Annotated in this window: 5 protein-coding genes and 2 riboswitches; all 5 genes read left to right on the top strand. The window is 34.3% G+C overall.

The window, feature by feature from the left end; genetic code table 11:
• Window positions 1-428 precede the first annotated feature (428 nt).
• The 5 genes from V7024_RS19275 (at window position 429) to V7024_RS19255 (ending at window position 8,312) form a co-directional block, all read left to right on the top strand.
• A complete protein-coding gene (locus V7024_RS19275) occupies window positions 429-3,032 on the top strand; it encodes a lipase/acyltransferase domain-containing protein (RefSeq protein ID WP_335522827.1) in 2,604 nt (867 codons plus the stop codon).
• 21 nt (window positions 3,033-3,053) lie between these two features.
• On the top strand, window positions 3,054-3,602 hold the full coding sequence (locus V7024_RS19270; RefSeq protein WP_335522825.1) for a hypothetical protein: 549 nt from the start codon (window positions 3,054-3,056) through the stop codon (window positions 3,600-3,602).
• A 124-nt stretch (window positions 3,603-3,726) separates the two neighbouring features.
• On the top strand, window positions 3,727-3,978 hold the full coding sequence (locus tag V7024_RS19265; protein ID WP_335522823.1) for a hypothetical protein: 252 nt from the start codon (window positions 3,727-3,729) through the stop codon (window positions 3,976-3,978).
• A gap of 824 nt (window positions 3,979-4,802) precedes the next feature.
• Window positions 4,803-4,904, top strand: a riboswitch (purine riboswitch).
• 151 nt (window positions 4,905-5,055) lie between these two features.
• Window positions 5,056-6,594, top strand: a complete 1,539-nt coding sequence (gene guaA / locus V7024_RS19260) for a glutamine-hydrolyzing GMP synthase (RefSeq protein WP_438824486.1) — start codon at window positions 5,056-5,058, stop codon at window positions 6,592-6,594.
• A 159-nt stretch (window positions 6,595-6,753) separates the two neighbouring features.
• Window positions 6,754-6,856, top strand: a riboswitch (purine riboswitch).
• A 130-nt stretch (window positions 6,857-6,986) separates the two neighbouring features.
• On the top strand, window positions 6,987-8,312 hold the full coding sequence (locus V7024_RS19255; protein ID WP_335522822.1) for an NCS2 family permease: 1,326 nt from the start codon (window positions 6,987-6,989) through the stop codon (window positions 8,310-8,312).
• Window positions 8,313-8,729 lie beyond the last annotated feature (417 nt).

The following is an 8,729-nucleotide window of genomic DNA, read 5'->3' as shown; positions in this document are numbered from 1 at the left end:
CTTATTGGAAGACAATGATTCCTTTTCAAGATTATGATGAGAATTATAGTGAGATTGAGCAAATCTGGAGAGAGATGTGTAAAAATCAAGGCTGTACTGAAACTGAATTTGCGCCAGAAGTATTATATTTTGAAAATGTACCAGCGCAGTTTGTATCATTGTGGACCAACTTATAAGACAGCACAAGTTGTGTATCGCTTGGAAATTTAATATTTTGACTATATTACAGAAAAACTGATTCTCTTAATGAGTATCGGTTTTTTTATTTGTATAAATTGATAAAAGGATTTTCTGTTATAATAATTATATTTTCTATTGGATTATTTATGAAAATGATAGAAAATAAAGTATATAAGGGAAATATTATGAAAAAATATTTCATTTCTATTTATAATAGACTTGTGTAGCTTCTAAGAGGGGGAATAGTTTTGTCTGATAACAGAGTCGGTATACTTATCATTCCTGGAACAATGGGAAGTGTACTTAAACAAGAAGGTAAAAAAATTTGGCCAATTAATTTTGGATCTTATGAACATTATGCTAATACTCTAACACCGCTTGAGAAGGAAGTAGAGCCATCTCATCTACTTTTTACCTATAAACGTTTGAAACGAGAATTAAAACATAATTTACCTATAGTAACTGAATTTATATATGATTGGCGTATAAATAATACTGAGCACTTAAACATGTTAAGGGGAAAAATCAGTTCTATGGATGTAGATGAAGTATATATCGTCGCTCATAGTATGGGGGGGATAATATCTAAGTTATGCCTTAACGAATACAAAGACGATCCTGAAATTAAGAAGGTGAAAAAATTAATAACATTGGGTACACCATGGAAGGGTTCGATGGACTCTGTAAAAACTTTACTATATGGTTCCCAGGTACCAGATAAGTATTGGAAATATATAGGTAAAGAGGCAGCTAAGAGAATTTGTAGGCAATTTCCGAGTGTTTATCAGCTACTTCCTACAAGCAGCTTTTTAGATCGTTTAAAGACTATGAATTGTGTTCCTTATTTCTTTAATGATAGTTATTTTGATGAATTTGATGATTTCTTTCAAGGGGTTTTACAAGAGGAATTCTCCAAAAATCATTCCTTTGATTCTGTGTTTAACGAGTACTATAGCCTACTAAACCAGGATATAGCCGATGATATAGAATTACATGAAATCATAGGGCTAGGAAAACGCACGATTAAGATTATATGTGAAAATGCTCGAAAAGAGCCGTATGTTTATTACGATGAAGGTGATGGAACTGTACCATTATTGAGTGCTTATTCTAATCTGAGAGATAGAGAGAATTATTTTGCCTATTTTGTTAATGGAGCATCGCACAATGGATTGCCTTGGAAGAAGGGAATTATCGACTTAATAAAAGGCATAATAAACGATAATGAATTCATTCCAAATGATTCGATATTTAATGATTTGAATAGTCCATATTACAAAAAATTTAGTGGATATATTAGTAAAATAGCGTGTCCTGTTGATATTTCAATACGAGATAATGATGGAAATATTATCTATGGTAATATTGAAACAATAGATCCTGATGAGATTAGAGAATTGATGCAAACGGATTATGAGGTAGATGAAATTGGTTCAACAACATATGTAATATTTAATGAAAATGATGAAACGAGCATTGATAACTTCAATGGGTTGGTTATTGATGCTTATGATAAGGGGCTTACATCTATTAGCTTAGAGAAGTATGAAAACGGTCAAATAACTGAGCGTAAAGCTTTTAAAGCTTTTGAAATTGACGTTGATCTACAAGCTGAGTTTATTTTAAAGGATGAGATAGAACAAAGCTCTCTTGTACTAAAAAAAGATGGAGATATTCAACAAACCTTAACATTGAATGACGTAGCTGTTGATGAGGGAGAAGTAAATCCTCCATCGACTAGTATAGAGTTCTCAGGTAAGTATTTAACCCGTTTAGAAGAAGAAGAAGTTTATTTTGGAAAAGATAATATTATTTTGCATATAAAAGATATCGTTGCTGGAGATTTTGAGCCAAAACAGACGCATATTTTAATAAATGGTGTAGAATATATTATTGAGGATAGTTCTCTTAATTTTGACGCCAATGTATTAAAACATGGAAAAAATGAAATTGAGTATTTTACAATTGATGAATATGACTATACAGAGAAGAAAAAGAAATTAACTCTTTATTATTTTTACAATGTAGCATCCAAAGTGGAGTTTTTATTTAAGGATAAATTTTATCTTGTGCATTTAACAGAAGATGCAGTTTATAGCAGGGTGGCATCTGCACATGGTCTTCAAGGAATTAAACCTGACTATAAATTCAATAACACAGAAGGTGTGGCAGGTTATCAAGTGGTATATCATGATATAGATAGAGAAGTAGAAATAAAATATGTAGATTTCTTTGGTGAAGAGGCAAGTTTTAATTTTATAATTGATGAACAAATTGCTAAGAAAATTATTAAAGGTTCAGCCACGGTTTCTGATGTAGAAAAGTTTGTAGAGAAACTTAACTTGGAAAATGTTGAATACCAATTTCGTGTGAATGAATCTGGAAATCGTAAAGTATTAAATGATAAGCATTTGAATAAATGTCATACGCTTGAGATATATAGCGACACATCTTCCATAAAGATAATTAAAAATGTTGAATTAGATGTATCTTTTGAGACATCATCTGAGCACATTAGTATCAAATCTGACATGGAAAATTATGATTTTATTTTCAAAGTTCTTGATATAGATCAGCAATACGTGCCTGATCTAGAATTAACATCACAGTTCACCTTCACGATAGATGAAGGACCACAGAAGGAAAACAGAGAGTTTGTGGAGAATTTTGAAGTGGAATATTTGGCAAACAGTGGTTCATATAAATTAGTATTGGCATTAAAAAATCTGAAAGAATTATTAAGTGATTATTGGAGACCAGAAAATAAAATATTAGGTATAGCCAAATTAGAAATCGTAAGCCTTAAAAATTCAGCCACTATTAGAGCGGTGGATATAAAAATAGCACAATAATATTTAAGGGGGGGGAACAATATGGTATTAATTATTAATATTATTACATTGATTCTAATGAGTGTAATATTTGTTGTTATATTAAAGCAATTCAATAAGAATGCTTTTTTCGATATATCTATTTTATATATATTCACCATATTGTTTGTCCCTATTATATTTTTTGTTGTGAATTTAGTTTGTTTATATAGTATTCATTCAGAAAAAATATATTTATCAGCTATACCATTGCTCATTCCCTGTATATATTGGATTTGTACTCGAGTGCAAGACTATTTTGGGCATAAAGCATACAAAAGGTTCAAAGCCTTCTCAAATCAGCTTATAATTATAGCTAATAATGAGGGACTGATTATAAATGAAAAAGATATTAGAATACGTATAAAAAAACGTAATGATGTTAGTATTATTTTTAATGTCTATTCATCTAAAGACGAACAAAAGATAAATGGTCTTCGTGACGAATTCCAAAAATGTTTAGATCATTCTTTTGAAAATTATAATATTGAAATTTTAGTTGATAAAAAAAAAGCTAGTAACGGAGCATATTCTGATTTGATGTATAACTAAGAAATGGATTTATTGAGAGATAATTTTAGAGACCATGAAAAGGTCTCTTTTTTTGTTTCAATCATAAAGGTATTACTCTCTCTCAAAGCGAACTTATCCATATTCAAAATGAAAGGGTGAGTCGATGATTATTAGAGAGGGTATTGAAGTCACTAAAATAACTTTAGATGGCTATGAGTTGCCAATTCCAGAAGGTTTTTCTGAGTTTTTACTTCGTGCTGGATATTGGCGAGTGGGTGAAGAAATAGAATCGTCAGTTGATGAAGAATTTCTAGCGCAGTATGAAAGAAAAACTGTTTTGGAAGATGGAGTTTTATCTACTACATTCACTTATAAGGGAGATCAAAAGAAAAGATGTAAAAAATCTTCAAAGTAAAACTTATCCGTATCGAAAATGAAAGGTGAGTTGCTCTTATGGAAAGTAAAGAAAGAACTGTGTTAGATAATCCGCCAAGTGAAGAAACTAAGTTGAAAATGATGGAATTCTTTATGAAAACATCAGTACCTTGAATTTTAGCGGCTCGACAGTGATGTCGAATCATCTTTGGTGACGAGACGCTAAAAAGTTGGTAACACCAAATATAACTGGAGGGGAAATTCCCTCTAGTAACATAGTGGATTATAAGGTGTCTATTAGGTTCATAGGGAGCTTTTATCCATTCTGAATGGTTTTATATTTGGAAATAGGTGTTTCGCTCGGGAGAATATCCGAACGAGTAGATGATGATGAAAAGCTGGTCGAAACAATGTTTAGTTCAGGTCAAAGAAGAGAAATGATGTTCCTAACAGAGGACGGCATCTATGAAGTACTAATGCAATCACGAAAACCAAGGTTGTGAACATTATTCATATCCTTGGTGGTGTCCGAAAAGTGTCCGAGAGGGTTTGAAATTGTATATTTTTAAGTAATGAAATTGCTTGAGGATATTGATATAATAGCCCTTTTTGCATTTATTTTCTTCTACTATATATAAAGCTTGATGGGCGGCATGATGTAATAAGCCCTCATTTGAGAAGCTGTTCAATGTATAAATAGTTAGTAAGAAGACTACTTCCTAATGAAAGGAGGTAGTCTTTTTGCGTTGAATGGTATTTGATATCAATCGTTGAGAGTAGTCTTACTATATAGGGAAATAATTTCTGTAGAATTTTGTCGCTTTCTCCTTGACCGTATTCACGTTTCATTGTTAGAATCTAGAAAGATAATATTAAACGTTCCTTCATATATCCTCAATAATATGGATTGAGAGTCTCTACCGGGTTACCGTAAACGACCTGACTATGAAGGCAGTGCGTCTATATTTATAAGGAACAAATTCCTTTATAAAGCTAGACTCCTGCCTTTTCTTTGTTATGAGACTGAGGGCAGGGGACTGGCTTTTTTTATTATATTGGTAATTGTTTTTACCAAATTGGTGAAAATGTTTATATACAGAACTATGGGGTGATTATTTTGAAGAAACAGCACGATACGATTATCGTTTTAGATTTTGGAAGTCAGTATAACCAGTTAATTGCACGTCGCATTCGTGAGTTTGGCGTGTATAGTGAACTTCATCCACATACAATCACAGCAGAAGAAATTAAAGCGATGAATCCAAAAGGAATTATCTTCTCTGGTGGACCGAACAGTGTGTATGGCGAAAGTGCATTCCACTGCGATGAAAAAATCTTTGACTTAGGCTTACCGATCTTTGGTATTTGCTACGGCATGCAGTTAATGACAAAGCACTTTGGTGGGAAAGTAGAACGTGCAGACCATCGTGAATACGGAAAAGCAGTATTAAAGGTAGAGAACGAATCGAAATTATATACAAATCTTCCAGAAGAGCAAGTTGTTTGGATGAGCCATGGTGACTTAGTAACAGGCCTACCAAAAGGTTTCGTAGTAGATTCAACAAGTCAATCTTGTCCAATTGCTGGAATGAGCAACGAAGCACAAAACTTATACGGCGTACAATTCCACCCAGAAGTGCGTCACTCTGAGCACGGTAATGATTTAATTAAGAACTTTGTATTCGGTGTTTGTGGTTGTACTGAAGGCTGGAACATGGAGAACTTTATTGAAGTAGAATTAGAAAAGATTCGTGAAACAGTTGGCGACAAAAAAGTATTATGTGCACTTAGCGGCGGCGTAGACTCTTCTGTTGTAGCTGTATTAATTCATAAAGCAATTGGGGATCAATTAACATGTATTTTCGTTGATCATGGCTTACTTCGTAAAGGAGAAGCTGAAGGGGTTATGAAAACATTTAGCGAAGGCTTCCACATGAACGTTATTAAAGTGGATGCACAAGAACGCTTCATGAGCAAATTAGCAGGTGTTGAAGATCCAGAACAAAAACGTAAAATCATCGGTAATGAATTTATTTATGTATTCGATGACGAAGCTTCTAAATTAGAAGGAATGGACTTCTTAGCACAAGGTACACTGTACACAGATATTATTGAAAGTGGTACAGCGACTGCACAAACAATTAAATCTCACCATAACGTTGGTGGACTTCCAGAAGATATGCAGTTTAAGTTAATCGAGCCTTTAAATACGTTATTTAAAGACGAAGTACGTGAACTAGGAGCAGAACTAGGAATTTCTGATGAAATCGTATGGCGTCAACCTTTCCCAGGTCCAGGGCTTGGTATCCGTGTATTAGGTGAAATTACAGAAGAGAAATTAGAAATTGTTCGTGAATCTGACGCAATTTTACGTGAAGAAATCAAAAAAGCAGGTTTAGATCGTGAAGTTTGGCAATATTTCACTGCACTTCCTGGTATGCGAAGTGTAGGTGTTATGGGTGATGAGCGTACGTATGATTACACAGTAGGTATTCGTGCAGTAACATCTATTGATGGTATGACAGCAGACTGGGCACGTATTCCTTGGGATGTATTAGAGAAAATCTCTGTACGTATCGTAAACGAAGTAAAACACGTTAACCGTATCGTGTATGATATTACTTCTAAGCCACCAGCAACAATTGAGTGGGAATAAGGTGAAACTATAGAAGACGATCCATCTATACCTTTATGTATAGATGGACCGTCTTTTTTTTGCCTTTACACGAACGAAAATTAATTTTAAGTAAAAAACGTTCGTTTTTCAAATTGACACTTACTTGTATATGAGTTAATATGAATATGTAATTAATAATAAAAATGAATACTTCAGCCGTCGTATAATATCGGGAATATGGCCCGAAAGTTTCTACCTTGCTACCGTAAATGGCTTGACTACGAGGCGTTTTAATATAAGGGTAAGGGATACTTGCCTTTGTTTACAGACGCTTCCATGTATAATGCATTGGAAGCCTTTTTTATTTTTAAAGATAAAAAAGGGGCTAGTAAGGAGTGCGACGAGCAATTATATAACGGGGGAAACATAGGATGAAACGTTATTTTCAGTTCGATGAGCTCGGCACAAATTATAAAACAGAGTTCATTGCAGGATTAACAACATTTTTGTCTATGGCATATGTATTGTTTGTTAATCCCGCTACACTATCGCTGGGACATGTTAAGGGATTGCCGGCAGGAACCGGAATGGATCCGGGAGCAGTGTTTGTTGCTACAGCTTTAGCAGCGGCAATTGGATCACTAATTATGGGGATTTTTGCAAAGTATCCAATCGCACTAGCGCCGGGAATGGGGATTAATGCTTTCTTTGCTTATACAGCCGTATTAACAATGGGGATTCCATGGCAAACGGCGATTGCTGGAACACTAGTATCAGGTATTATGTTTATTTTTCTTACAGCTTCCGGCCTTCGTGAAAAAATTATTAACGCAATTCCAACAGAATTAAAGTTTGCAGTAGCAGCTGGAATTGGGTTGTTCATCGCATTTCTTGGTTTTCAAAATGCGGGGATTATTGTAAATAATGATGCTGTGCTTGTTGGTTTAGGTGATTTAACGAAAGGAACGACATTACTTGCTATCTTTGGTGTAGTTGTAATCGTTATTTTAATGACAAGAAACGTTAGTGGTGCAGTATTCTTTGGAATGGTGCTTACAGCAATTGTTGGTGTAGCAACAGGGTTAATTGATACACCAAAGTCGATTGTTGGTGCAGTTCCAAGCTTAACACCGACATTCGGAGTTGCTCTTCAACACCTTGGAGATATTTTTACCGCTAAGATGCTCGTTGTTATATTAACTTTCTTTTTTATCGATTTCTTTGATACAGCAGGAACGCTTGTGGCGGTTGCCAATCAAGCTGGCTTAATGAAAGATAATAAATTACCACGTGCGGGGAAAGCGTTATTCTCTGATGCGATTGCAACTGTAATCGGAGCAATACTTGGTACATCAACAACGACGTCTTATATTGAATCCTCTGCAGGGGTAGCAGCAGGAGGCCGCTCTGGATTTACAGCAGTTGTAACAGCAGGTTTTTTCTTATTAGCACTTTTCTTTTCACCATTATTAAGTGTAGTAACACCATCAGTAACAGCACCAGCTTTAATTATTGTAGGGGTGTTGATGGTTTCATCATTAGGAGAAATTGATTGGAAGAAATTCGAAACGGCAGTACCGGCATTTTTTACAATTATTGCAATGCCGCTTACATACAGTATTGCAACGGGAATTGCGATTGGGTTTATCTTCTATCCAATTACAATGGTTGTGAAAGGACGAAGAAAAGAAATTCATCCGATTATGTATGTCATGGCAATTTTGTTTGTACTCTATTTCATGTATGTTCGTAAATAAAGGGGTTTTTTGAAAGGACTAGGAGGGGATGCCTAGTCCTTTTTGGTTTAATAAAATATGGAAGGTTCAGTTGATTTGCGGATATTTCGTAACTTGATATAGATGAAAGTTGTATAAGTTATATAAAGAAAATAACTTGGGTTATAGCCAAATTGAAAAAGCGATATAAAAGCAGGGGCTAGTGAGAGCGGTAGCAGTGATTTATACGTTATTAACTAGAGGTAGCTAAAAGGCTTATTGATAGGAAATGAGCCTTTTTATATTTTATTAGAAAAACGTATTGACGTTTAAAATAAAAGGGTGTAGTATTATACGAGTTGCTGCTGAAACAAAGCAGAAAGCGAAAATGAAATAAAAAACTTAGTTGACATTGAATGACTGAGATGTTAACATAAGGGAGTCGCAATTGAGCGGCGA

Origin of the sequence: Bacillus sp. JJ864, from assembly GCF_036963045.1 — a bacterium.
GTDB classification, from domain to species: Bacteria; Bacillota; Bacilli; order Bacillales; family Bacillaceae_G; genus Bacillus_A; species Bacillus_A pseudomycoides_C.
This window is presented reverse-complemented; position numbering and strand designations above follow the sequence as displayed.

Bases quoted from the DNA above. Each gene is read 5' to 3' on its own strand.
- V7024_RS19270 (WP_335522825.1), top strand. From the start codon at position 3,054: ATGGTATTAATTATTAATATTATTACATTGATTCTAATGAGTGTAATA.
- V7024_RS19265 (WP_335522823.1), top strand. From the start codon at position 3,727: ATGATTATTAGAGAGGGTATTGAAGTCACTAAAATAACTTTAGATGGC.
- V7024_RS19255 (WP_335522822.1), top strand. From the start codon at position 6,987: ATGAAACGTTATTTTCAGTTCGATGAGCTCGGCACAAATTATAAAACA.